Genomic DNA, 24,819 nt, shown 5'->3' with positions numbered 1-24,819 from the left:
GCGCCTATGCGGAAGAGGCCGGCTTGAAACTCGGTGGTGTCGCGCAGCCTCTGCGGGTAGCGCTCACCGGCAAGACCACATCGCCCGGCATTTTCGACGTGCTGGCGGTATTGGGCCGGCAGGAATGCCTTGATCGGCTCGCCGATCAGGCCTCTGTTTAGCATAGCTGTAGGCTACTTTTGCCTGTCTTGCAGCGCACACGGCAATACGCTACGCATTCTGCCGACTGCTCTGGAATTCCCGTCTGACATCGCCATTTCTCCTGATATGACGGTGGTTTGACGGCCCCTCAACGATCTCATCGGGGACTATGCGATGGACGCGAAAACAAACACCAAATCCGCAACGCTGACAGTCGACGGCAAGAGCTTCGATCTGCCGATCCATAGCGGGACCGTCGGCCCCGACGTCATCGACATCGGCAAGCTGTACGCCCAGTCGGGCATGTTCACCTACGATCCGGGCTTCACCTCGACCGCGAGCTGCCAGTCCCAGATTACCTATATCGACGGCGACGCCGGCATTCTCGAATATCGCGGCTACCCGATCGAGCAGCTCGCCGAGAAGGGCGACTTCCTCGAGACCTGCTACCTGCTGCTGCACGGCGAACTGCCGACCGCCAAGCAGAAGGCCGAGTTCGATCATCTCGTGACCAACCACACCATGGTCCACGACCAGATGACGCGCTTCTTCACCGGCTTCCGCCGCGATGCGCATCCGATGGCCGTCATGGTCGCCTCGGTCGGCGCCCTCGCCGCCTTCTATCACGACTCCACCGACATCAATGACGCCAAGCAGCGCGAGATCGCCTCGATCCGCATGATCGCCAAGATCCCGACGCTCGCTGCGATGGCCTACAAGTACACGATCGGCCAGCCCTTCGTGTATCCGACCAACTCGCTCGATTTCGCCGCGAACTTCATGAAGATGTGCTTCGCCGTTCCGTGCGAGGACTACAAGGTCAATCCCGTGCTCGCCAAGGCGCTGGACAAGATCTTCACGCTGCATGCCGATCACGAGCAGAACGCCTCGACCTCGACCGTCCGTATCGCCGGCTCGTCGGGCGCCAATCCGTTCGCCTGTATCGCTGCCGGCATCGCCTGCCTGTGGGGCCCCGCTCACGGCGGCGCCAACGAAGCGGCACTTCAGATGCTCGCCGAGATCGGCACCGTGGACAAGATTCCGGAATTCATCGCCAAGGTGAAGGACAAGAATTCGTCCGTGCGCCTGATGGGCTTCGGTCACCGCGTCTACAAGAACTACGATCCGCGCGCCAAGCTGATGCAGCAGGCCTGCCACGAAGTTCTCAAGGAAACCGGTCACGGCGGCGACGAGATGCTCGCCGTTGCCATGGAGCTCGAGAAGATCGCGCTGTCGGACCAGTACTTCATCGACCGCAAGCTGTACCCGAACGTGGACTTCTATTCGGGCATCACGCTGAAGGCGATGGGCTTCCCGACCTCGATGTTCACCGTGCTGTTCGCCGTCGCCCGCACCGTCGGCTGGATCAGCCAGTGGAGCGAAATGATCGGCGACCCGCAGCAGAAGATCGGCCGTCCGCGCCAGCTCTTCACCGGCGCCGCCCGCCGCGACTACACGGACATCGCCAAGCGCTAAGCTTGCGAAACGACGAAAAAGCAAACCGGCGGATCGCAAGATCCGCCGGTTTTGTTTTCTTCACCGTCCTCATCCTGAGGAGCGCGCAAAGCGCGCGTCTCGAAGGATGGTGGCATACTCCGGAGGCCCGGCCATCTCATGGTTCGAGACGGCGCTGCGCGCCTCCTCACCATGAGGGACAGAGATCAATACTTCGCGCGATCCGGCAGCTTGCGGAATTCCTGCCAGACGGCCTGCGCATCCTTCTGCATGAATTGCGAGACCTTCACCTTCCGCTTGGCGTAAGGCAGCTTCATATCCGTCCCGATATTCTGGTCGTCGAACAGATCGGCGTAATCCGTCCACGACGCCGCATAAACGATGCGGTCGAGCCGCGCCCAATACGCGGTCGCGTAGCACATCGGGCAGCATTCGCAGCTCGTATACATGGTGGCGCCCTTGAGATTGGGCGCGCCGATCTTCTTGCAGGCCGCGCGAATGGCATTGACCTCGGCATGTGCCGACGGATCGTTGTCGCGCAACACGCTGTTGCCGGTGGCCGAGAGCACCTCGCCGCCACGCACGATGACGGCACCGAAGGCGCCGCCGGTGCGCTCGGTCACGCCAGCCTTGCGCATCAGGTCGATGGCATGGGCCATATGCTTGCGATCTTCATCGGTGAACACATCGGCTGCCGGCTTGGCCATCGCGTCGACACCCGATAACGCGGCAACGATGCCACCTGCGCCGGCTGCGAGGAAATGGCGACGATCGATCGAACGCGCCGCAGAGAAGAGTGTGTCAAGGGACTCGTGGTCGTTCGCTTTGCTCATGCTTCACCCGATGGCGACCGATCGGCCGCAGTTGGACATGCGCCCGACGGTATCAGGGCACAAGGCACCATCACGGGAACCCGGTTTAAATTTGGTTGCGAGTTCCTGACCGCCAACGGCATCAGGGCTAACGGCGCGTTAATGCCGCTTTTGACCGATCACACCAGCAATGACATCGGCCGCCGCCTTGCTCGGCGACATGCTGCCGATGCCCATGATGTCGTCGAGCTTTGCCATGGCCTCGACCTGCCGCCGGCGCATCGGCGTCTCCGCAAGCACGTCCTGCAGTGACGCCGCCAGCTTCTCAGGCGTGCAGTCTTCCTGGATGAATTCAGGAATGACGTTCTCGCCGATCACGAGATTGGCGAGGATCACCGAGGACGCGGTCACGAAACGGCGAATGATCCGCGCCTCGATCTTGCCTGCCTGATAGGCGGTGACCATCGGCACCCCCGCCAGCGCCAGTTCGAGCGTGACGGTGCCCGACTTGGCAAAGGCCGCATGCGCGATGCGGAAGGCAGCGCGCTTCTCCGCTTCACCAACGACCACGCGCGGCTGCACGGGCCATCGCTTCAGGGCTTCCGTGATCCCCTCAACCAGATGCGGCATGGTCGGCAGGATCAAGTCGAACCCCACGCCGCGCTTGCGCAACAGATCCAGCGTCGCGCCGAACGTTTCCATATGATGGCGGATTTCGCTTCGGCGGCTGCCGGGCAGCACGAGCAGCACCGGCGGCTTGCTACAGCGTCGTATCTGCTCGTCAGCATTCGGCCGCAGCGTATCGATCTGCTCGATGAGGGGATGGCCGACATAGGTGCAAGGCGGCCCTCCCAAGCGCTGATGTGCCTCGGGCTCGAATGGCAGCAGCGCCAGCACATGATCGACATAAGCACGCATGGCCTTGGCGCGGCCGGGACGCCACGCCCACACCGTCGGCGAGACGTAGTTCACGATCGGAATCGACGCATCGCGTTTATGCACGCGCTTGGCGACACGCTGCGTGAAGTCCGGGCTGTCGATGATGAGCAGCACGTCCGGCCTGGTCCGCAGCACGTCGTCAGTGGCCTGAGCGATCAGCTTGAGGATCGACGGCAGCTTCTTCACGACGGCCGCAAGGCCGATGATGGAGAGCTGCTCGATGGGAAACAGCGACTGCAATCCCTCGCGCGCCATCGAGGAGCCGCCGACGCCCGAGAATACGACGTCATCGCCGAGACGCTGCTTCAGCTCGCGCATCAGCGCAGAGCCCAGCCGGTCACCGGATTCCTCGGTGGCGATGAGATGGATTTTGTGCGTCACGCCAACAATCCCGTCACGAAGACATTGGCAGCGTCGGCCGCCTCGATCATCGCCTGCGGCTCGGCGACGATCGTATTGCCGGCCACAATGGCGATGCCCGCGAGCTTCGCCGCGATCGCGCCCTCGACCGTGCGCGGCCCCGTCGTGGGCAGATCGAAGCGCAGATCCTGGCTGCTCTTGGGCGCCTTCACCAGAACGCCCCTGCCCGCCTTTGCACGGATACGGCCATTGGCGCGCAACTCGGCCACGCGCGCCAGCAGTGCATCGGTGCCGCCGATATCCTCGATCCCCACGACATGTCCGTCGATCACCACGCAGGCCTGGCCGATATCGAACGGGCTCAGCGCACCCAGCACGTCACGCCCGCGAGCGATGTCCGCTTCGGCCTGCGCATCCGGCACAGCGCGCGTAATGCTGCCGGCGGGCATCAACAGATCCGGCGCAACGTCTTTCACGCCGAGCAGACGAAATCCCTCGTCTTCGAACAGCCGGCTGATGCCGGTGAGCAGATGATCGTCGCCGCCACGAAACGCGCGAAACACTTTTGGCATCACCCGCAACGTGCCCCAGTCGAGGCGGACTTCGGAGATCGCCGGGCGCACCAGCGTGCCGATGAAGACGAGATCGCGGCACCGCGCACTGCGCATCACCCGCAGCAGAGCGCCCAACTTACCGATCGGGGTCCAGTAATGCTCAAAGCGCGCCGCCTGCTCCGGATCGCAAAAGCCCTTGAGCCCGAAGATCACCGGCGTGATGCCGCGGGCTTGCAGCGAGTCCGCCACTGCAAACGGCATGGCGCCACCGCCGGCAATGATGCCGAGCGGCGACCCGACCGAGACTTGCTGCAGTGGGGGCCGGCCGTTCATGTCAGGCCTCGCGCTCCCCGTGTCAGGACTGGCCGCCGACATCCGGCAGACACAGTGCGCGATGCTTGCCGCCCGCGATGAAGGCGAGGATTTCGGCAATGGCGGGGTCTTCGCTGGCCAGCGGCTGCACGCGCTCGAGACGCTCGGCGAAGACGCCCTCGCCGTGGAACAGCTTCTGATAGAAGCCGCGCACGGTGGCGAGACGGTCCTTGGTGAACTTGCGGCGCTTCATGCCGATCAGGTTCAACCCCTCCAGCGCCGCATACTGGCCATTGACGAGACCGAACGGAATGATGTCGCCGCGCACGCCGCAGACGCCGCCGACCATCGCCTGCGGGCCGATGCGCGTAAATTGATGCACGGCCGACAGGCCACCCATGAAAACGAAATCACCGATCTCGCAGTGGCCGCCGAGCGTTGCCGATGTCGCGAAGATCACGTCATTGCCGACATGGCAGTCATGGCCCACATGGGAGCAATTCATAAAGTAGCCGCGATCGCCGACGGTGGTGATGCCGCCGCCACCCACGGTACCGGCATTCATCGTCACGCTTTCGCGGATCGTGCAGCCATTGCCGATCACAAGCTTCGTCAGCTCGCCTTTATAGGCAAGTGACTGCGGCGGCGTGCCCAGGGACGCGAATGGATAGATCGTGCAGTTCTCGCCGATGGTGGTCTGCGCGGTGACATTCACATGCGACAGCAGCTTGGTGCCCGCACCGATCGTGACATGCGGCCCGATCACGCAGAACGGCCCGATTTCGGCCCCATCGCCGATCACGGCGCCGTCGGCGATACGGACGGTCGGGTCGATGCTGCTCATCGGAAAAGTCCAATCCCAGCCACGCGGGCTGCCTGCGAATATCGTGATTTTTCCAGTGGTTAGCGCGAGTTCTGGGGGCTGTCCAGTGACGTGTGATTGCGATCTGTTACGTCAGCACAGCTTCTTTTGGGCACAGGGCCCGCCCTAAGCGCGCCGCACAGCGTCCGGCGAGATCGCCGCCAGATCCCGGCAGCCGGCGAGCAACAGACGCGGGCGGGACACTCTCAGTCGTCGCGTGTCAGCGCGAGGCGACGCGTTGCCACTTCGACGCCAGCCGCGACCTGATCGCACGTACGCGTGCTTCATGTGCGGCCCAGTAGGCGCGGCTCGCGGCCGGCGTGCCCTGCTTGAGCCTGGCATAGACACGCTTCGGCGCGCCTGCTGACGCCGCAACTGTCGTTGCAGGTCGATCTGGCTTGTCAGCAACGACTGGCTGCTTTTTCGCTGGCGCATCAGGCAATGGCGTCACGACGCCACGAACGCCCTCGACTGCGTAGGATGAATTCAGCGATGCCAGATGCTTTCGCGCACGTTCGCAATAGGTCACCGACAGCGGGCTCATGATGTCCTCGCCATGACCGGCGCGGTACTTCATCAACGCCCGGCACAGATCGCCATCCGCCAGGCGCCACGCTTTGGCGAGATAGGTCACGCCGTAATGGATGTTGATCTCAGGCTTGGCGAGGTCATCGGGCGTGCCACGAAAGCCCAGCATGGTCGCGGTCTGCGGCCGCACCTGCATCAGTCCGATTTCACCGACAAGGCCGACGGTCATCGGGTTGAAGCTGCTCTCCACCTTCACCACCGCCTCGGCGATGTCCGTAGGCAGACCGACCCTGGCCGTTTCCTGTTCGAGCAGAGCGCGGATTTCGGCGCGCGTGATCTTGCCGACCTGCTCCACCGAAGACGCGCCCACAGCCGGTGCAGCCAGTGCCACACCGCCGATCAGCGCCAGTCCCGCAACAAGCTTCACCCGCATGGCCGCTCCGAAAAGCAGCATTCTATCGGCAAGGCGTTAAGATCACCTCGCCGCCGCGAGGCATTCACAGGCTGGATCAGTCCGTCAGCATGGCGCCGACATCGGCCTCGGCCACGGTCACGCCATTGACCTTGGCATCGCCGTGGAACCACCACATCGCGCGCTTCCGGTTGATCAGATGCAGGTGATATTCGATCGTGTCACCCGGCATCACCGGCTTGCGGAACTTGCACTTGTCGATGGTGAGGAAATACACGGCACGAGGCTTCGCGGTACCCTCGACCGACGAAATGCCGATCACGCCGGCGGTCTGCGCCATGCCCTCGATCATCAGCACGCCCGGATAGACCGGACGTTCGGGGAAATGGCCGAGAAAGCACGGTTCATTGATGGTGACGTTCTTGATGCCGATGCCGCTGAAGTCCTTGCGGATGCCGACCACGCGATCGATCAGCAGGAAGGGGTAGCGATGCGGCAGCGTCTTGAGGATGGTGTTGATATCCACCGCCTCGATGATAACCGGCGATTCCTCGCTCATTCCCGCTCGTCCTTCGTATCCAGTTTGTCCGTGTCCGCGCCGGGCGCAGTCTCACGGGCCAATTTCTCCACCGCGAGAATCTCGCGGAACCATTGTTTTGTCGGCCGGGCAAAGATGCCGCCCCAGCGGCCGCGCGGCGGGATGCTGTCCTTGACGCCCGCCATGGCCGCAACCTGCGCACCGTCGCCAATCGTAATGTGATTGTTGAGGCCGACCATGGCCCCCAGCGCGACGTTGTCGCCGATGGTCAGGCTGCCCGCAAGGCCACATTTGGCGGCAATGACGCAGTGCCGTCCGATCGTCACATTGTGACCGATCTGGACCTGATTGTCGATTTTGGTCCCCTCGCCGACCACCGTATCGCGCAGGCTACCGCGATCGATGGTCGTCCCGGCGCCGACCTCGACATCGTTCTGGATCAGGACGCGGCCGGTCTGCGGTACCTTGATATGCCTGTCGCGGCCGAACACGAAGCCGAAGCCATCCTGGCCGAATTTGCAGCCGGGATGCACCAGCACGTTGTTCCCGATGAGCGTGAACTGCAGCACGCTGCCAGCACCGATATTGCAGTCGCGGCCGATCTTGACCCCGGCAGCGATCACTGCCCCGGAGCCAATGATGGTGCCCGAACCGATCTCGACATCCGGGCCAATCACAGCGAGCGGATCGACGGTGACGTCGTCCTCGAGCTGCGCCGTCGGATGGATGATGGCCTGTTCGGAAATGCCGGTCACATCGAAGCCGGAGGCCGGCCGAAGTGCATCCGCATGGAAAGCTGTGGCAAGCCCGACAAAGGCTGCGAAGGGCTGCCTCGCGCGCAACACGGCGACATGGGCCGGGATCTCGCCCTTGAAGCCCTCGCTGATCAACACAGCGCCAGCCTGCGTGCGGGCAAGCTGATCGGCATAGCGGACGTTTTCGAAGAAAGCCAGGTGGTGCGGGCCAGCCTCGTCCAGCGAGGCGACGCCCGTGATCACATGGTCGGCCCTGTCGGCATCGACCAGACGCGCCTTCGTTGACGCGGCAATCTCAGCCAGCGTCAACGAAGGGTATTGCTTGTAGAAGGTCGGCAGCGCCATTCCATCCGTCGCGGTGCGGCCGTCAGGCAAGATTAGAACGAAGTTCCGCCGCCGAACCTGAACTGCTGAACACGGTCATAGGTGCCCTTGGTCAGCGGCACTGCGTAGTCGAAGCGCAGCGGACCGAACGGCGACTGCCAGATCAGGCCAACACCAACCGACGAGCGAACCTGATTGCCGTCGTCATAGGTCATGCCCGAGCAATTGCCGACCGAGGTCTGCGAGGCAGGCACGCAACCAACATTCGTGGCGCCGGCCTTGAACGACTGGACTTCACCGGTCGCTGCCCAGGTCGTCGGGCCCTGGTAATCCCAGAGACCGCCAGCGTCAGCATAGAGCGCGCCCTTGATGCCAACTTCCTTCGGCAGGAACCAGAACGGCATCTGCAATTCAGCCGAAGCGCCCCAATACTTGGTGCCGCCGAGAGCATCGCCGTAGGAACCGAGAGCGACATAGCTCACGTCACGCGGACCGATGCCGTTCTGGGCGAAACCACGCACCAGGTTCGGACCCATCTGGAAGTGATCCAGCATGCGGATGTCCTTGCCGACATTGTTCAGCATGCCGCCCTGAACGCGGAGCAAGCCAACGATGTCTGCCACCAGCGGGGTGTAGTACTTCGCGTCGACAGTGGTCTTGAGGTAGCTGACGTCGCCGCCAACGCCCGCATAGTCCTGCTTGAACTCGATGAACAGGCCGTCCGTCGGGTTCTTGTTGTTGTCGAGCGTGTTGTAGTTGAGCGTGTAGCCCAGCATCGAGGTCAGCGCCTTGCCGTTCGCCAGTTCGCGGCGAACCGGGAGCGACGACTCGCCGTCGGCGTAACAGCCCCAGGTGTTGACGTTGCCGGCATCGACGAAGCCAAGACCGTTCAGCTGGTTCAACTGGCCAGGCGTATTGGTCGCCTGCGGGCTGCCCGGCAGGTTGTTACAATTCGCGAGCTGAGCCGGCAGCGAGATTTCCTGCTGGAAGATCGAGTAGCGCAGCTGCAGTGCGAGGTCTTCACGCAGCTGGAAGCCGAGGCGCGGGCTGAAGCCCATCGTCTTGGTGTTATACGAGATGTACTGGTTCGACAGCTGCTCGCGATAGAAGAAGTCGAGGCCGAGTGCCACGCGGTAGTCGAGCAGGTAAGGCTCGACGAAGGACAGCGAGTAGCCGCGGGCATACTGGCCGTACTGCACCGACGCCTTGGCGAACAGGCCGCGGCCGAGGAAGTTACGCTCGGAGACGCTGACTTCACCCAGAGCACCGTCGGTGGTCGAGTAACCGCCCGAGATCGAGAAGTCGCCGGTGGACTTTTCTTCCAGATCGACAGCGAGGATCACGCGATCCGCGGACGAACCGGGCTCGGTGGTGATCTTCACGCTCTTGAAGAAGTCGAGGTTCTTCAGGCGGCGCTCGGCACGATCGACCAGCGCACGGTTATAGGCATCGCCTTCCGAGAGGTCGAATTCGCGACGGATGACATAGTCACGGGTACGGGTGTTGCCGCGCACATTGATGCGCTCGATATAGACGCGCGGGCCCTCTTCCACCGAATAGCCGATGGAGACGGTGTGCGCTTCGAAGTTACGATCGCCACGCGGACGAACCACGGCGAAGGCATAGCCGCGACGCGACATCTCGATCTGCATCTCTTCGACCGACTTCTCCAGCGCTTCCGCGTTGTAGAGCGAGCCGACGCCGACGCGCGAGAAGCTCGACAGCGAACGGGGATCGAAGTTCGGGATCGTCGAGGTGAAATCGACATTGGCGACGCGGTACTGCTGGCCTTCCTCGATCTTGAAGGTGACCAGGAAGCCCTTCTGGCCCGGATCGTATTCGGTCAGAGCGGCAACCACTTGCACGTCGGCAAAGCCGTTCTTGAGGTAATAGCGGCGGATCAGGTCGCGGTCGGCTTCGACGCGGTCCGGATCATAGATGTCGCCCGAACCGAGGAACGAGAGGAAGTTCGACTCGCGGGTCTTGATCACGTCCTTGAGGCGATAGGACGAGTAATAGTTGTTGCCGATGAACTCGATCGACTTCACGCCGGTCTTCGCGCCTTCGTTGATCGTGAAGATCAGGTCGACGCGGTTGTTCGGCTGCTCGATGATTTCCGGCACGACGCTGACGTCATAGCGGCCGGAGCGGCGATAGATTTCGGAGATGCGCTGGGCGTCGGCCTGCACCATCGGACGCGAGAGCGTGCCGCGGGCCTTCGACTGCACTTCAGCGTTCAGCTGGTCGTCCTTGACCTTCTTGTTGCCTTCGAAGGCAACGCGGCCGATCACCGGGTTCTCGATCACGCTGACGACCAGACGGCCACCGGCCTGATTGATCTTCACGTCCTGGAACAGGCCGGTCTCGATCAGCATCTTCAGGCCATCGTCGATGGAGCCCTGATCCAGACGACCGCTCGGGCCGGGACGGAAATAGGAGCGGATGGTGTCGACATCGACGCGACGATTGCCTTCAACAGCGATCGAAGCGGCGGTCTGCGCCATGGCTGTGGAGGAAACAAGCGTCCCAGCCACCGTAACGGCGACCGGCATGGCAACCATGATCGAAGCAGCAAACAAACCGCCCCGGAAACCCCGCAATCCAAAAATCATGCGCCAAGCGCCCTTATCATTCCAGTACCGCCAGCCCGCACCCCTACGACCTGACAGAATCCCTTGAGTTGCCCAGCTTGTAGCCAATTTTACCCGAGTGGCAAACGACCATTCGCCGAAGTTTTCTAATTTCATTCCAAGACGTTGCCTTACGGCCACGTTATCCCCGCCCTGACATGAACAGACATCATGACCCGGCAAGGTGAAGAATGTCGTTATAGGTTGCGAAAACCATCAACATCAGCACCAAACCAAGTCCAATTCGGAATCCCATCTCCTGTGCGCGTTCGGACAGTGGACGACCGCGCACCGCCTCCACTGCATAGAACAGCAGATGGCCGCCGTCGAGCAATGGAACCGGAAACAGGTTGAGAAGGCCGATGGAGATCGACAGGACCGCTGCCAGATGGATCAGGGCGGTCAGGCCGATGGTGGCCACCTGCCCCGAGATCTGGGCGATTCGCATCGGACCGCCGATCTGGTCGGCCGCCTCGCGTCCGGTGAAGACGCCGCCGATATAGGAGAAGGTCCGGTCTACGACGAACCAGGTCTCCTTGACGCCCAGCACCAGTGCCGTCGCCGGATTGACCTTTTCCGTGGTCGCCTCGCCCGCGGTGGTGGCGCGGGTGATGCCCAGCACGCCGAGGCGGTGGACGTTGCCGAAATTATCCTTCACCTCGCGCAGCTCAGGCGTCGCCTTGAGATCGATATTGGCATCGCCGCGCTTGACGGTCACCGCGAGCTGCTCGCCGGCGCTGATGCCGACAATGCGCTGCATGTCGGAGAAGCTGGTGATGGCCTTGCCGTTGATGGTCGTGATCACGTCGCCGGACTGGAAGCCGGCCTTCTCGGCGGCGCTGCCGGCCTGGATGCTGTCCACCTTGGCGGTGGTGCTCGGCTTGCCGAAGAAGGTGAACAGGCAGGTGAAAATGACGATGGCGAGCAGGAAGTTCGCAATCGGACCGGCGGCCACGATGGCGGCGCGCTGGCCGACACGCTTGTGGTGGAAGGCGTCCTTGCGCTCGGAGGCGGTCATGCTCTGCAGCGCTTCTGCTGACGGCGTCGAAGCCTCGCTCTCGTCGCCGAAGAACTTGACGTAACCACCCAGCGGGATTGCCGAAATCCGCCAGCGCGTACCGTGGCGATCGTTGAAGCCGGCCAGCTCGGGGCCGAAGCCCAGCGAGAAGGTCAGAACCTTAACGCCATTCCAACGGGCGACCAGAAAATGGCCGAGTTCGTGAAAGAACACGACGATGGTCAGGACGAACAGGAACGGAATGATGTAGCCGATCAGCCCGTGGCTCAACGTGGTGAAGCCATGCTGCAAAAAGTCAATCATCTCAGTCCCCTATACGAAGCCAGACAGCCTCGTCCCTAAACGTCTACGAAGCCTTTGCGGCAATTTCAGGCAAGAGGCTTGCCGCCAGTTTTCGCGCTTTATGGTCAACGGAAATCGCATCATCCGCCGATGACAGCGGCGCCAGGTTACCGGCGCGCACCCATTCATTCATGGTCGCCTCGACCAGCCGGGCGATGGCGCCAAAGCGGATCTTGCCGGCAATGAAGGCGGCGACCGCGATCTCATTGGCCGCATTGTAGACCGTGGTCGCGCCCGAGCCGGTGCGCAGCGCGTCATAAGCGAGCTTCAGGCCGGGGAAACGGGCGTAGTCCGGCGCCTCGAAGGTCAGCGAGCCGATCTTGGCGAGGTCGAGCGGTGCCGCCCTGCCCTTGCTGATGCGGTTCGGCCAGCCCAGGCAATGCGCGATCGGCGTGCGCATGTCCGGCGAGCCGAGCTGGGCGACCACCGACATATCCGTGAATTCCACCATGCCGTGGATGATCGACTGCGGATGCACCAGCACGTCGATCTCGTCCGGCGACAGCGCGAACAGATAGGACGCCTCGATGACTTCAAGACCCTTGTTCATCATCGAGGCGGAATCGATGGTGATCTTCTGGCCCATGGACCAGTTCGGATGCTTGAGCGCCTGCTGAAGCGTCGCCTGCTCGATGTCCTCGGCCTTCCAGGTCCGGAACGGTCCGCCCGAGGCGGTGATGATCACGCGGGTGAGTTCGTCGCGGCTGCCCGAGGCCAGCGCCTGGAACAGGGCATTGTGCTCGCTATCCGCCGGCAGGATGGTCGCGCCCGCCTTGGCGGCACGGTCCATGAAGAAGTCGCCGGCGCAGACCAGGCACTCCTTGTTCGCCAGCGCAACGGTTGCGCCCCGGTCCACGGCAGCCAGCGCCGGCTTCAGGCCGGCAGCGCCGGAGACGGCAGCCATCACCCAGTCGGCGGGACGGGCGGCGGCTTCGGTCACGGCGCTATCGCCTGCCCCGGTTTCGATCCCGGTGCCGGCAAGTGCTGCGCGGAGTTCCTCACCCTTGCTCGCGTCAGCCACGGCCACGAAGCGGGCTCTGAACTCCTTGGCGAGCTTGACGATGCCCTCGACATTGCTGTTCGCGGTCAGCGCCTCGACCTTGTAGCGCTCGGGCGCCGCGCGGATGAGGTCCATCGTGCTGTCGCCGATCGATCCGGTGGCACCGAGGACCGTGACGCTGCGGACCGACGCCTCGGCAGCCTTTTCGTTACGCAGGGGAACTGGGCTCATCACATCACCAAACCATAAGACCGCGACCGACGCCATCGGCGCCACCGCGTAAAAGACCGATCACCGCGGCGGCCACCACCGCGAAAACATAACCATCGAGCCTATCCAGCAGGCCGCCATGGCCCGGAATGATCTGGCCGGAATCCTTGACACCAAATCTGCGCTTCACGGCGGACTCGAAGAGGTCGCCGAGTTGCGACAGAACTGTCAGCACGACGGCAATCAGCACAAGCGGCATCAAATTGCCAAATCCATAGCGGGCAAAGCCGACAGCGACGAGGATGCTCAGCACCGTTCCGCCGATCGCGCCGGCCCAGGTCTTTTTCGGACTGACACGTGGCCACAGCTTCGGACCGCCAATGGTGCGGCCGAACGCATAGCCACCGATATCGGTCAGCCAGACGATGAGCAGGATGAAAATCAGCGCGGCGAAACCCCACTCCGCATCCCGGCGCACCAGCACCGATGCCGCAAGGGCTGCGAGTGCATAAACGAGCCCGATGGCAATCCAGCCCGGACGCTGGCCGACAATGCTGCGCCACTCGAGGAACAGGCCCACCGACACCAGCGTCACGAGGCCAGCCCACAGCCAGCCGCCCGCATAGGCAACGCCGATCGCGAGCGGGATCAGGACGAGTGCGGCCAGCACGCGCTGCACGAGATTGCGCACACCGCGGTCGTCCGCCGGTTTCGGCGCACTGTCTGGAGATGGGTTCGTCACGAAGCGGTTTTCGCAACCAGGCCGCCGAAGCGGCGTTCGCGCGTCGCGTATTCCGCGATGGCGCCTTCCAGCGCCGCCTTGTCGAAGTCGGGCCAGTGGATCGGCACGAACACGAATTCGCTATAGGCCGCCTGCCACATCAGGAAGTTCGACAGCCGCTGTTCGCCGGAGGTGCGGATGATCAGATCCGGATCCGGGATATCGGTCGTGTCGAGATATTGATTGAGCGTCTCAGCCGTGATGCTCTCGGCGGTGCGCTTGCCCTCGGCGACCTCGATCGCAAGGCGCTGCGCAGCCATCGCGATCTCGTGGCGCGAACCGTAATTGAAGGCGACCACGAGCGTCAGCTTGGTATTGTTGCGGGTGAGGTCTTCGGCTTCCTTGAGGAGCGAGGCGATATCGCCTTCGAGCCCCTGTCGTTCGCCGATCACCCGCACGCGCACGCCGTCGCGATGCAGCGTGGCGAGGTCGTTGCGGATGAAGCGGCGCAGCAGGCCGAACAGGTCGCTGATCTCGGACGCCGGTCGCGACCAGTTCTCCGACGAGAACGAGAAGATGGTCAGATACTGGATGCCGAGCTCGTTGGAGGCGCGCACGACGCGGCGCAGCGCCTCGACGCCACGGCGATGGCCTTCGGCGCGCGGCAGGCCGCGCGCTGCCGCCCAGCGCCCGTTGCCGTCCATGATGATCGCAACATGCGCCGGCGAGGATCGGTCAGATCGCTCTGTGGCTGGCGCGGCGGCATTCGACATCGATTGAAATCCCCGAGCGGTTGGTCCGCGAAATCTATGGCCGATTTGCGGACCAAACACTTGCAATAGGTTTAAGCGCGACGAGTCGCAGCCTAAACCGTCATGATTTCCTTTTCCTTCGCCGCCAGCAACTGATCGACTTCGGCAATCACGGCGTCGGTGGCCTTCTGCACCTCGGTATCATGGCGCTTCTGGTCGTCCTCGGAAATCTCGTGCGCCTTCTCGAGCTTCTTGATGATGTCGAGACCGTCGCGACGGACGTGACGCACCGCAACCTTGGCGGCCTCGGCATATTTATGCGCGATCTTCACGAGTTCCTTGCGGCGCTCCTCGTTCAGTTCCGGCACGCGCAGGCGTAGCGTGGTGCCTTCGGTGGCCGGCGACAGACCGAGATTGGAATCGACGATCGCTTTTTCGACGGCCTTGACCATCGACTTGTCCCACACCTGCACCGACAGCATGCGCGGCTCAGGCACCGAGATGGTGGCGACCTGGTTCAGCGGCATGGCGCTGCCATAGGCATCGACCATGACCGGCTCCAGCATCGAGGATGCCGCGCGACCGGTGCGCAGACCGCCCAGATCGTGCTTCAGGGATGCGACCGAGCCCTGCATGCGGCGCTTCAGGTCGTTGATATCGAATGGGGCCAGAGCGGCCATGCAAGCTCTCCTTGGTCACTGTCGGCAGGCCCCGCACGCGGCCCCTGCCCTCGTTGAAGATCAGCCCGCGACGATGGTGCCGCGGCCCGTACCTGTCAGAATGGCGCCGATCGAACCCGGCTCCGCAATGGAAAACACGATAATAGGCAGCGAGGCCTCGCGCGCCAGCGCAAAAGCCGTCGCGTCCATGACCTTGTAGTTGCCTTCCACCGCCTGGGAATGGCTGAGCCGCTCGAAGCGCGTGGCGGTCTTGTCCTTCTTCGGGTCGGCGCTGTAGACGCCGTCCACATTGGTGGCCTTCAGCACCGCCGCCGCCCCGATCTCGGCGCCGCGCAGCACGGCCGTGGTATCGGTGGTGAAGAACGGATTGCCGGTGCCGCCGGCGAGCAGCACGATACGGCCTTCCGACAGATATTTATGCGCGGTGGCGCGGGTGAAGAGCTCGCAGACCTGCGGCATCACCATGGCCGACAGCGTGCGCGCCGGCACCGCCTGGCGCTCGATGGCGGCTTCCAGCGCGAGGCAGTTCATGACGGTGGCGAGCATGCCCATGGTGTCGCCGGTCGGTCGCGACACGCCGCGGGACGACACTTCGACACCGCGGAAAATATTGCCACCGCCGACGACGACGGCGATTTCCACGCCAAGCTTCTGCGCTGCGATGAGATCGCGCGCGATGCGGTCGATGGTGGTTTGATCAATGCCGAAAGGCTGTCCGCCGGCGAATGACTCGCCCGACACTTTGACGACGACGCGACGATAGAGCGGCTCAGCCATGATGCGATCGCTTCCTTTCGAGGCGGCAGCTCCCGGCAGTGATCTGCCGGGAGGTATTTGCTATCGAAGCTGACAGCTTCGATCTTACTTCTGGCCCGAGGCCGCAGCGACTTCGGCCGCGAAGTCCGAGGTCACCTTCTCGATGCCTTCGCCCAGCGCGTAGCGGACGAAGCCCTTGACGGTGATCGGCGCGCCGACCTTGCCTTCGGCTTCCTTCACCGCCTGCGCCACCGACTTGCCGGTGTCGTGGATAAAGGCCTGATCGAGCAGGCAGACTTCCTTGTAATAGGTCTTCAGGCCGTTCTCGACGATCTTTTCGATCATCGCATCGGGCTTGCCCTGCTGGCGATACTTGTCCGCCATGACTTCCTTCTCGCGGGCGACCACGGCCGGATCAAGACCGGTCGAGTCCAGCGCCTGCGGGTTGGTCGCGGCGACATGCATGGCGATCTGCTTGCCGAGGGTCGCGAGCTCGTCGGTCTTGCCGGTGGATTCCAGCGCGACGATGATGCCCATCTTGCCGAGGCCTTCGATCACGGCGTTATGCACGTAGCTCGACACGACGCCGGCGGAGACTTCCAGCTTCTTGGCGCGGCGCAGCGACATGTTCTCGCCGATGGTGGCGATCGCTTCGGTGATGGCGGTCTCGACATTCGAGCTGCCGACCTTGTGCGCCTTGATGGCGTCCACGTCGTCGCCGACCTTCAGCGCGACCTGGGCGATCATCTTGACGAGGCCCTGGAACTGGTCGTTGCGGGCGACAAAGTCGGTTTCCGAATTGACTTCGACCACGACACCCTGGGTGCCTTCGGTCAGCACGCCGATCAGACCTTCGGCAGCGACGCGGTCAGCCTTCTTGGCGGCCTTGGAGAGGCCCTTGGCGCGCAGCCAGTCGATTGCGGCCTGGATGTCGCCGTCATTGGCGGCCAGCGCGTTCTTGCAATCCATCATGCCGACGCCCGTGGTCTCACGGAGGTCCTTGACCATCGCTGCGGTAATTGCTGCCATTTTAGAGCCCTCTGCCTGTCAGGGTGAAACGCTGCGGCCGGTGCCGGGTTCACCACAGGAACTAACATCTGGAGAATTGTAGATACGGAACGTGCGGCCGAGATGACGGCCGCACGATGTTCTTCAGTCTGGACGCGATCTAGTCCGAAATCCGGACAGATCAATGCGTGGTGATTACTCGGCTTCCGCGGTCAGCGACTTCGCCTGGGCAACCCATGCATCGGCACGGGCGGGCAGACCGACTTCTTCGCCGATCTTGTGGGCGGTGTCGTGGTCGAGTTCGGCCAACTGCCAGAAGTGGAAGACGCCGAGGTCGTTCAGCTTCTTCTCGATGGCGCCGGACACGCCGGTGAGCTTCTTGAGGTCGTCGGCCGAGCCGCGCGGACCGGCCAGGCCCTGGAAGCCCGTCGGCAGCTCTTCGGCAACCGGAGCCTGCGAGGCGCCGACATCGTAGCCCGACTCACCCTGGTTGCGCGAGATGCCGTCGATGACGGCGCGCGCGATCAGGTCGCAATACAGCGTCAGCGCACGGCCGGCGTCGTCATTGCCCGGAACGACATAGGTAATGCCCTTCGGATCCGAATTGGTGTCGACGATCGCCGCCACCGGGATGCCCAGACGCTGGGCTTCCTGGATCGCAATGTCTTCCTTGTTGGTGTCGATCACGAAGATCAGGTCGGGCAGACCGCCCATGTCCTTGATGCCGCCGAGCGAACGGTCGAGCTTGTCGCGCTCGCGCTGCAGGGTCAGGCGCTCTTTCTTGGTATAGGCCGAGGCATCGCCCGAATTCAGCACTTCTTCCAGGTGACGCAGGCGCTTGATCGAACCGGAAATGGTCTTCCAGTTGGTCAGCGTGCCACCGAGCCAGCGCGAATTGACGAAATACATCGCCGAACGCTTCGCAGCTTCGGCAACGACGTCCTGCGCCTGGCGCTTGGTGCCGACGAACAGGATGCGGCCGCCCTTGGCGACGGTGTCGCTGACAGCCTTCAGCGCGGTGTGCAGCAACGGCACGGTCTGCGCGAGGTCGATGATGTGGATGTTGTTGCGGGCGCCGAAAATGTATTCGGCCATCTTCGGATTCCAGCGGTGGGACTGGTGACCAAAGTGAACGCCAGCTTCGAGCAACTGACGCATAGAAAATTCAGGTAGTGCCATCGTTCTAATTCTCCGGTTTGTTCCTCCGGAAGCGTGTGAGCATCGGGGGTGTGCGGACAGATGAATTCTGCCTGCAGCCCGGTGCCACCGGACGGCGATTAAGCCATGCTTCCGTGTGAGATGGGCCGGCTTATAGCCGGATTCTGGGGAGAAGCAAGGCGAAACAGCGGTTTGGAGGGGGTTATCACCCCGCCCGCTGCCGTAGGATGGGTTGAGCGCAGCGATACCCATCCTTCCATCGCCTGCAGCTGGCTCCGCCGATGGGTTTCGCTCCGGCGCTGCGCGCCTGCGCTCAACCCATCCTGCGCCATCCGATGTTCAAAGGCACATCTTGACGGGAACAATATACCGACAACAATCCTTGGATGACATTCGAGATTGTGGGCGAAATTCTCGATATCGAAACGATTGCAACGGGTTCTGGCATTCGCGAGATCGCCCGTCTCCGCAAGGTCTATGGTCGCGGCCGTTGGCGCAAACGGAAAGGAATCTGCCGTATCCGTCTGGCCGATGGTCAAATCCAGCTTGCTGAAATACATTGGTATGAAGCGGCGGGCATCGGCCGCCGGGAATACAAGATCAAACATCTGCTCTGAGCAGGCTGCCATGGCAAAGACCTCTCCCGAACAACTGGTCATCTGCCTCGACAACGAGGGTTACGCCGCCGCGCTTGAACGGCGAAAGATCTATGTCGTGCTGCCCGACGACGAGGCCGAAAAGCGTGGCCTGCTGCGCGTCATCGATGAATCCGGGGAAGACTATCTGTATCCGAAATCGTCGTTCAGCCCGGTCACCCTGCCCGATGCCTTGAAAAAGGCCGTGCTCGCGACTTGATGCCGTAGGATGGGTTGAGCGCAGCGATACCCATCGTTCCATCGCCTGCAGCTGGCTCCGCCGATGGGTTTCGCTCCGGCGCTGCGCGCCTGCGCTCAACCCATCCTACAAGGTTTCGACCATCTCCACGCCGGTCACCGCCTTGATCGCGCCCGCGATCTGCGGCGACACCACGAAGCGGCCTTCGAGCTTGAACTCCACCTCGGTCTGCATATCCAGCCGCAGCACGATCGAGACGTCGCCGCCTGCCCCCGGCCCGGTCTGCCGCTGCAGGCGCTTGTCCAGCGAATCCAACGCCTTGGTATCTTTCATCACGATCCGCAGGCCCTTCTGGGTCTTGGCGGCGGCGGCATCCAGCGGCTCGGCATTGAGGACGCGGGCGCGGACGTCCTCGCCCTGCAATTCGGCGCCGAGCTGCAGCAGCACGGCAGCGCCGGGTTCCAGCACCTCGCGGAACTGGGCGAGGCCCTCCGAGAACAGCACCGCCTCGAAATGACCGGTCGGGTCCGACAGGCCCATGATGCCCATCTTGTTGCCGGTCTTGGTGCGGCGCTCCTGGCGCGACACCACGGTTGCGGCCACCCTGCCCGCGGTGGCGCCGGTCTTCACCGCCTTGCAGAACTCCGCCCAGCTCTGCACCCGCAGCCGCTTCAGCGCGGTGGCGTAATCGTCGAGCGGATGGCCGGACAGGAAGAAGCCGATGGCGTCATATTCCTTGCGCAGCTTCTCCGCCGGTAGCCAGTTCTCGATCTGCGGCAGCATCACGGTGGGCGCGTCCACCGCGCCGCCGAACATGTCGTTCTGGCCCGACGTCGCCGCCTCATTGGCGCGCTGGCAGGCGGACAGAATACTGTCCGCGCCGCCATGCACGCGGGCGCGATGCGGATCGAGCGTATCGAACGCGCCGGCGGCGGCCAGCGTTTCGATGATGCGCTTGTTGACCGCACGCGGCGACACGCGCGACGCAAAGTCAGCCAGCGAGGTGAACAGCCCGTTCTTGTTGCGCTCGGCAACAATCTGCTCGACTGCCGCCGCACCGACGCCCTTGAGCGCGGCCAGCGCGTAATAGATCGTGTTCTCGCCGACCTCGAAGGTCACGCCCGACCGATTGATGTTCGGCGCCTCGACCTTGATGCCGAGCCGCTGAGCCTCGGCGCGGAATTCGGAGAGCTTGTCGGTGTTGCTCATATCCAGCGTCATCGACGCCGCGATGAACTCCACCGGATAATGCGCCTTCATATAGGCGGTGTGATAGGAGACGAGCGCGTAAGCGGCCGCGTGGCTCTTGTTGAAGCCGTAATCCGCGAATTTTGCGAGCAGATCGAAAATCGTATCGGCCTGCGCTTTCGGCACGCCGTTTTTCACCGAGCCCGCGACAAAGATCTCGCGCTGCTTTTCCATCTCGGCGCGGATCTTCTTGCCCATCGCGCGGCGCAAGAGATCGGCGTCGCCGAGCGAATAGCCCGCCATCACCTGCGCGATCTGCATCACCTGTTCCTGATAGATGATGACGCCGAACGTCTCCTTCAGGATCGGTTCGATGATCGGGTGCAGATATTCCGGCTCCTCGTCGCCATGCTTGCGCGCGCAATAGGTCGGGATGTTCGCCATCGGGCCCGGGCGATACAGCGCCACCAGTGCGATGATGTCCTCGAAACGGTCAGGCCGCATATCGACGAGCGCGCGCCGCATGCCCGCACTTTCCACCTGGAACACGCCGACCACTTCGCCGCGCGCCAGCATCTCGTAGCTTGCGGTATCGGTGATCGCCGTCGTGGCGAGATCGACATGGATGTCGCGCTGCTTGAGCAGCTTGCACGCGACATCGAGCACCGTCAGCGTCTTCAGGCCAAGGAAGTCGAATTTCACGAGGCCGGCAGGCTCGACCCATTTCATGTTGAACTGGGTGACCGGCATGTCCGATTTCGGATCGCGATACATCGGCACGAGTTCGGACAAGGGCCGGTCGCCGATCACGATGCCGGCGGCATGCGTCGAGGCGTGCCGTGTCAGGCCTTCCAGTTTCTGCGCGATGTCGAAGGCTTTGGCGACGATCGGATCTTCATCGCGCGCGGCCTGCAGTTTCGGCTCGTCCTCGATCGCCTGCTTCAGCGTGACGGGCGCCGCCGGATTCTGCGGCACGAGTTTTGTCAGCTTGTCGACCTGGCCATAAGGCATCTGCAGCACGCGGCCGACGTCGCGCAGCACGCCGCGCGCCTGCAGCGTACCGAAGGTGATGATCTGCGCCACCTGCTCGCGGCCGTAGCGCTCCTGCACGTAAGTAATCACCTCGCCGCGGCGATCCTGGCAGAAGTCGATGTCGAAGTCCGGCATCGAGACGCGTTCCGGATTGAGGAAGCGTTCGAACAGCAAGTTGAACTGCAGGGGATCGAGGTCGGTGATGGTCAGCACCCAGGCGACCAGCGATCCCGCGCCCGAACCACGGCCCGGCCCCACCGGAATGCCCTGGCTCTTCGCCCATTTGATGAAGTCCGACACGATCAGGAAGTAGCCGGCATAGTTCATGCGGGCGATGACGTTGAGCTCGAAATCGAGCCGCGCGCGATAGTCTTCCTCGCTGCGTCCCTGCGACAGGCCGTGCACCTTCAGGCGCCGATCGAGCCCCTCCTGCGCCTGCCGGCGCAACTCGTCCGTTTCCTCCTGTGCAGCCCCTTCCGCGTTGCTGCCGGCGCCGACGGTGAAGCGCGGCAGAATCGGTTTTCGCGTGCGCGGGCGATAGGCACAGCGTTCGGCGATCTCCACGGTGGAAGCCAACGCCTCCGGGATGTCGGCAAACAGCACCGCCATTTCGGCGCGCGTCTTGAAGCGATGATCGGGGGTCAGTTGCTCGCGATCGCTTTCGGCGATGATGCGGCCACCGGCGATACACATCAGCGCGTCATGCGCCTCGTGATCCTCGGTGGTGGCGAAATACGGCTCGTTGGCCGCCACCAGCGGCAGGCCGCGGCTGTAAGCGAGATCGATCAGCCCCGCTTCGGCGCGGCGCTCCTTCTCGATATTGTGGCGCTGCAGTTCGATATAGAGCCGGTCGCCGAACAGCCCTGCGAGTTGCTCGCAGCGCTGGGAGGCAAGCGCCGCCTGATCGGCGATCAGCGCCTGCGCCAGCGGGCCTTCCGGGCCGCCGGTCAGCGCGATGACATCGAGCGCTTCGTCCTTGAGCCAGTCGAGCTTGATATGCGGGGTCTGATGCACCGGCGTTTCGAGGAACGCGCGGGAATTGAGCCGCATCAGGCTGCCATAGCCACGCTCGCGCGTGGCCAGGAACACCATGCGCGGCATCATCACATTGTGCGCGTTGCGCGCATTCGGATCCTGATCGCCGAAATCGACAGCCAGTTCGACGCCGACGATGGGCTGGATGCCATAGCCGGACAGCTTCTCCGAGAATTCCAGCGCCCCGAACATGTTGTCGACGTCGGTCAGCGCCAGCGCCGGCTGGTGATCGGCCTTGGCCAGGTCCGCCAGCTTCTGGACCTTCATCGAGCCCTTCAGCAGCGAATAGGCGGAGTGCACGTGCAGATGCACGAATCCGGGCGTGGATGCGGCTGGACGGTCACTCATGTCGGCATTCCGGGTCGGTCGTCACGGGGAAAGCGGCGGCATCATCGGGCCGACTCGCTTCATCATCGTGGCCTCCGGAGGCCGTCCAGCGCAACACAAAGGCTGGCGGCGTCCCCATTATCCCGGCCCGGGTGTCAGCCGGGCCCGGCCGCGCCAGCCTCAGAGCTGGGGGATCACTTGCGCCCATACCGCGATCATCCCGACGAACAGGACGATCGATGCCAGTGCCGCGGCTTCTTCAACAAAGGTCTTCAGCATGTCAGCCTCCGTGATCTCTCGTGAACATATGCAGAACAATGTTCTTATTTCGTTCCGAGAGTCAAGCAGGCCAGACAGGAGAACAGAACCTGTACATCGTGATGGTTAAAATCGGGGGGTGACCGTAGCCGTGTGGCCCAAGGCTCGTGTGACCCAAGGCTCGTGTGACCCAAGGCTATTGCCTATCGCGACACGCGGATAGGGATAGCCCTTGGCCTGCAAGGTTCGAGACGCGCGCGTTGCGCGCTCCTCACCATAAGAGTCTTCTACAGAACCGCACTCAGCCTTCATCCTGAGGAGCGGCCGTTTGGCCGCGTCTCGAAGGATGGCCGCGGCTGCCTCGGCGATAAGATTCGGTAGCCGCGCCCTGCAACTGGAGGCGCCACGGCACACCGCCGTCGTCCTCAGTGATACTCCTTGGGATCCTCGACTTCGCTGCTGGCCCACAGGCCCAGCGAGACGAAGATGATCGGCACCAGGCACAATCCCAGTGACATCCAGATCACAATCAATGCCGTGTTCAGCATGGCGATAGCTCCCTGATCGTTCTGCGTTGGATCGGGCGTATCGTGGCTGCCATGGCGATGTGTGAACGCCATTTACAAGCCTACCTAGGCCTTCATTTTAATGCTCCCTTAACCTCAATGCCCTGCAATTTATGGTGAGTACTTTTTGCTCACGGCACGTGCCGGCTGCGCGCTTTTGCACAGGGCGCAAAAATGTCATGTCCAGAGATGTCCGCAGGCGGCATTGCGGCGCGACAGCCGCTTTGTGAGTTGACGAGAGGCCATGCGACCGGCTTTGTGCTGACATGACATTGACCGCCGGCAGCGAGTCGGCAGGGAGACTTTTGATGCGCGCAGCCTTGTTTGCCTTGCTGGCCCTCGGTGCCACCTCCGCCCTCGCGATCGCACCGGCCGCAGCGCAGCCCCGCGATCCCGGCCCGTTCTCGTTCTACACGCCCTCCGGCTACGCGTTCTGCATGCGCTCGCTCTACGGCGACGACGATTGCAGCTACTCGACCTATCAGCAGTGCTTCAACACGGCGTCGGGCCTCGGCCTCTCCTGCTTCCAGAACCCGGCCTTCGCTTACGCGCAGCAGCCCGTTTACGGCGACGCCCAGCCGGCCCCGCGCAAGCGCAAGAAGCAGCGCAACTACTGAGCAACCTCGATCGAGGATAATGAACGGCCGGCTTTGCCGGCCGTTTTTGTTTGAGTGGTGGTCGTAGGATGGGTTGAGCGCTGGCCGAAGGCCGGCGCGATAACCCATCGGCGGAGCCAGCCGCGAGGTTCGGCTGATGGGTTTTCGCTCCGCTCAACCCATCCTACGTCCTCGATCTTAGTTCTTATTTTGTTCTTGACAAAATTCCCATCCTCGCCAATATCCCGCTTGTCCCGTTCGCGAGGGGCGCTCTCATGAGGCGTCTTTTGGGCGGAACGTGGATGCGGCGCCTGCGGGCGGGAGGCTCACGCGGCCTCACGCACTCGGGTGGTCGAGGGTCACCGTCCGGGCCCACTACGGGGCCCTGCCGCTAGCGCGGCTGGACGTGGTGCCGGCGAAGGCGGAGAAATCCGTCGGATGGCTCTCTTGCGAGAGAGCGCCCAGTACCCGGAAGAACGGTCCTTCGACTAGCAAGACGTCGCGGTGGCGCGCCGTAAGGCGTTGCGCGGCTCCGGTTTGCTGGCGATCCAGCAGGCAGGAGCAGCGTCCAGTCCCACCCAGTGCGCCTTGCGGCGTGCCACCTCCCCTCATGTTTCGAGGGGAGAATGCTCACACCTCGGACGCGTAAGCGCCGCGAGACTGCGGACTCATGATTTCAGGAATGACGGGGCTGTTTGACAGGTTGATCAGAATGG

22 protein-coding genes and 1 pseudogene are annotated in these 24,819 nt (G+C 63.1%); 5 read left to right on the top strand and 18 right to left on the bottom strand.

The annotated features are described in order from the left end of the window. Positions 1-161, top strand: a pseudogene (locus tag ACIQ2A_RS19255) (glutamate--tRNA ligase); the annotation flags it as partial. 154 nt (positions 162-315) lie between these two features. Further along, the gene (gene gltA / locus ACIQ2A_RS19250) at positions 316-1,617 is read left to right on the top strand and encodes a citrate synthase (protein WP_398482243.1); all 1,302 of its coding nucleotides are present in this window, start codon (positions 316-318) and stop codon (positions 1,615-1,617) included. 185 nt (positions 1,618-1,802) lie between these two features. On the opposite strand, the gene ACIQ2A_RS19245 is transcribed toward gltA, so the two are convergent. From ACIQ2A_RS19245 to ACIQ2A_RS19170, 16 genes are all read right to left on the bottom strand, one after another. Further along, positions 1,803-2,429 (bottom strand): nucleoside deaminase, encoded by a 627-nt coding sequence (locus ACIQ2A_RS19245; RefSeq protein ID WP_398482241.1) that lies wholly within the window; start codon positions 2,427-2,429, stop codon positions 1,803-1,805. A gap of 138 nt (positions 2,430-2,567) precedes the next feature. Beyond that, entirely contained in the window at positions 2,568-3,728 is a 1,161-nt protein-coding gene (gene lpxB, locus ACIQ2A_RS19240) for a lipid-A-disaccharide synthase (protein WP_398482239.1), read from the bottom strand. Then, positions 3,725-4,594: an LpxI family protein gene (locus ACIQ2A_RS19235; protein WP_398482236.1), complete on the bottom strand. Its 870-nt coding sequence runs from the start codon at positions 4,592-4,594 to the stop codon at positions 3,725-3,727. Before ACIQ2A_RS19235 ends, lpxB begins: the two co-directional genes overlap by 4 nt. A 22-nt stretch (positions 4,595-4,616) precedes the next feature. Further along, positions 4,617-5,417: an acyl-ACP--UDP-N-acetylglucosamine O-acyltransferase gene (gene lpxA / locus ACIQ2A_RS19230; RefSeq protein WP_398482234.1), complete on the bottom strand. Its 801-nt coding sequence runs from the start codon at positions 5,415-5,417 to the stop codon at positions 4,617-4,619. A 238-nt stretch (positions 5,418-5,655) separates the two neighbouring features. After that, a complete protein-coding gene (locus ACIQ2A_RS19225) occupies positions 5,656-6,396 on the bottom strand; it encodes a transglycosylase SLT domain-containing protein (protein WP_398482232.1) in 741 nt (246 codons plus the stop codon). Positions 6,397-6,472: 76 nt separating this feature from the next. Then, a complete protein-coding gene (gene fabZ, locus ACIQ2A_RS19220; RefSeq protein WP_398482229.1) occupies positions 6,473-6,934 on the bottom strand; it encodes a 3-hydroxyacyl-ACP dehydratase FabZ in 462 nt (153 codons plus the stop codon). After that, a complete protein-coding gene (lpxD, locus tag ACIQ2A_RS19215) occupies positions 6,931-8,013 on the bottom strand; it encodes a UDP-3-O-(3-hydroxymyristoyl)glucosamine N-acyltransferase (protein ID WP_398482227.1) in 1,083 nt (360 codons plus the stop codon). Before lpxD ends, fabZ begins: the two co-directional genes overlap by 4 nt. Before the next feature lie 32 nt (positions 8,014-8,045). Next, the gene (bamA, locus tag ACIQ2A_RS19210) at positions 8,046-10,604 is read right to left on the bottom strand and encodes an outer membrane protein assembly factor BamA (RefSeq protein WP_398482225.1); all 2,559 of its coding nucleotides are present in this window, start codon (positions 10,602-10,604) and stop codon (positions 8,046-8,048) included. 187 nt (positions 10,605-10,791) lie between these two features. Beyond that, entirely contained in the window at positions 10,792-11,943 is a 1,152-nt protein-coding gene (gene rseP, locus ACIQ2A_RS19205) for an RIP metalloprotease RseP (protein WP_398482222.1), read from the bottom strand. Between the two features lie 43 nt (positions 11,944-11,986). Beyond that, the gene (gene dxr / locus ACIQ2A_RS19200; protein WP_398482220.1) at positions 11,987-13,213 is read right to left on the bottom strand and encodes a 1-deoxy-D-xylulose-5-phosphate reductoisomerase; all 1,227 of its coding nucleotides are present in this window, start codon (positions 13,211-13,213) and stop codon (positions 11,987-11,989) included. Positions 13,214-13,217: 4 nt separating this feature from the next. Beyond that, the gene (locus ACIQ2A_RS19195; protein ID WP_398482245.1) at positions 13,218-13,670 is read right to left on the bottom strand and encodes a phosphatidate cytidylyltransferase; all 453 of its coding nucleotides are present in this window, start codon (positions 13,668-13,670) and stop codon (positions 13,218-13,220) included. Positions 13,671-13,930: 260 nt separating this feature from the next. Next, positions 13,931-14,686 (bottom strand): isoprenyl transferase, encoded by a 756-nt coding sequence (locus tag ACIQ2A_RS19190; protein ID WP_398482218.1) that lies wholly within the window; start codon positions 14,684-14,686, stop codon positions 13,931-13,933. A gap of 92 nt (positions 14,687-14,778) precedes the next feature. After that, positions 14,779-15,345 carry a ribosome recycling factor gene (gene frr, locus ACIQ2A_RS19185; protein WP_398482216.1) on the bottom strand — a complete coding sequence of 189 codons (567 nt, stop codon included), beginning with the start codon at positions 15,343-15,345 and terminating at the stop codon, positions 14,779-14,781. A 60-nt stretch (positions 15,346-15,405) separates the two neighbouring features. Next, complete coding sequence (gene pyrH / locus ACIQ2A_RS19180; RefSeq protein ID WP_398482214.1) at positions 15,406-16,122, bottom strand: UMP kinase; 717 nt, start codon at positions 16,120-16,122, stop codon at positions 15,406-15,408. 84 nt (positions 16,123-16,206) lie between these two features. Next, entirely contained in the window at positions 16,207-17,130 is a 924-nt protein-coding gene (gene tsf, locus ACIQ2A_RS19175; protein ID WP_398482211.1) for a translation elongation factor Ts, read from the bottom strand. A 174-nt stretch (positions 17,131-17,304) separates the two neighbouring features. Further along, the gene (locus ACIQ2A_RS19170) at positions 17,305-18,288 is read right to left on the bottom strand and encodes a 30S ribosomal protein S2 (protein WP_398482209.1); all 984 of its coding nucleotides are present in this window, start codon (positions 18,286-18,288) and stop codon (positions 17,305-17,307) included. Between the two features lie 365 nt (positions 18,289-18,653). Between ACIQ2A_RS19170 and ACIQ2A_RS19165 the strand changes: the two genes are divergently transcribed. Next, positions 18,654-18,884 (top strand): hypothetical protein, encoded by a 231-nt coding sequence (locus ACIQ2A_RS19165; RefSeq protein ID WP_398482207.1) that lies wholly within the window; start codon positions 18,654-18,656, stop codon positions 18,882-18,884. A 10-nt stretch (positions 18,885-18,894) separates the two neighbouring features. Then, positions 18,895-19,122: a hypothetical protein gene (locus ACIQ2A_RS19160; RefSeq protein WP_398482205.1), complete on the top strand. Its 228-nt coding sequence runs from the start codon at positions 18,895-18,897 to the stop codon at positions 19,120-19,122. Positions 19,123-19,227: 105 nt separating this feature from the next. Here the strand turns inward: ACIQ2A_RS19160 and dnaE are convergent, their stop codons facing one another. Further along, positions 19,228-22,704 (bottom strand): DNA polymerase III subunit alpha, encoded by a 3,477-nt coding sequence (dnaE, locus tag ACIQ2A_RS19155; RefSeq protein ID WP_398482203.1) that lies wholly within the window; start codon positions 22,702-22,704, stop codon positions 19,228-19,230. A gap of 662 nt (positions 22,705-23,366) precedes the next feature. After that, positions 23,367-23,561, bottom strand: a complete 195-nt coding sequence (locus ACIQ2A_RS19150) for a hypothetical protein (protein WP_398482201.1) — start codon at positions 23,559-23,561, stop codon at positions 23,367-23,369. Between the two features lie 254 nt (positions 23,562-23,815). Between ACIQ2A_RS19150 and ACIQ2A_RS19145 the strand changes: the two genes are divergently transcribed. Continuing rightward, on the top strand, positions 23,816-24,124 hold the full coding sequence (locus ACIQ2A_RS19145; protein ID WP_398482199.1) for a DUF3551 domain-containing protein: 309 nt from the start codon (positions 23,816-23,818) through the stop codon (positions 24,122-24,124). Positions 24,125-24,819 lie beyond the last annotated feature (695 nt).

Origin of the sequence: Tardiphaga sp., from assembly GCF_044336785.1 — a bacterium.
Classification (GTDB): domain Bacteria; phylum Pseudomonadota; class Alphaproteobacteria; order Rhizobiales; family Xanthobacteraceae; genus Tardiphaga.
The sequence above is the reverse complement of the archived record's forward strand: the minus strand, read 5'-3'. Positions and strand labels throughout refer to the sequence as shown.